The organism is Alkalihalophilus lindianensis (assembly GCF_032843265.1).
Lineage (GTDB): Bacteria > Bacillota > Bacilli > Bacillales > Bacillaceae_D > Alkalihalophilus > Alkalihalophilus lindianensis.
Genome location: NZ_JAWJBA010001164.1, coordinates 1 through 228, shown reverse-complemented (window position 1 = coordinate 228; position 228 = coordinate 1). Strand labels below are relative to the sequence as shown.

The window sequence follows — 228 nt, the reverse complement described above, 5'->3', positions numbered from 1 at the left end:
CTTAATTTATTCATAGTAATAAATAAATTATTTACTTCTTCATCAGATAAAGAAGAAGTAGGCTCATCCATTACTAATATTTTTACATTAAACGAAATTGCCTTTACAATTTCAACTAACTGTTGTTGAGCAATTGTTAAGTCTCCAACTAACGTACGAACATCAATATTTAACCCTAACTGCCCAACCATCTTTTGTGCTTGTTCATTAATTTGTTTTATATCTTTA

At 27.6% G+C, this 228-nt stretch carries 1 protein-coding gene; it reads right to left on the bottom strand.

Annotated elements, in window-relative coordinates; translation table 11 throughout:
• Positions 1 to 228, bottom strand: a 228-nt coding sequence (locus tag RYX56_RS25725) for an ATP-binding cassette domain-containing protein (RefSeq protein ID WP_336623204.1), incomplete at both ends; no start/stop codon positions are given.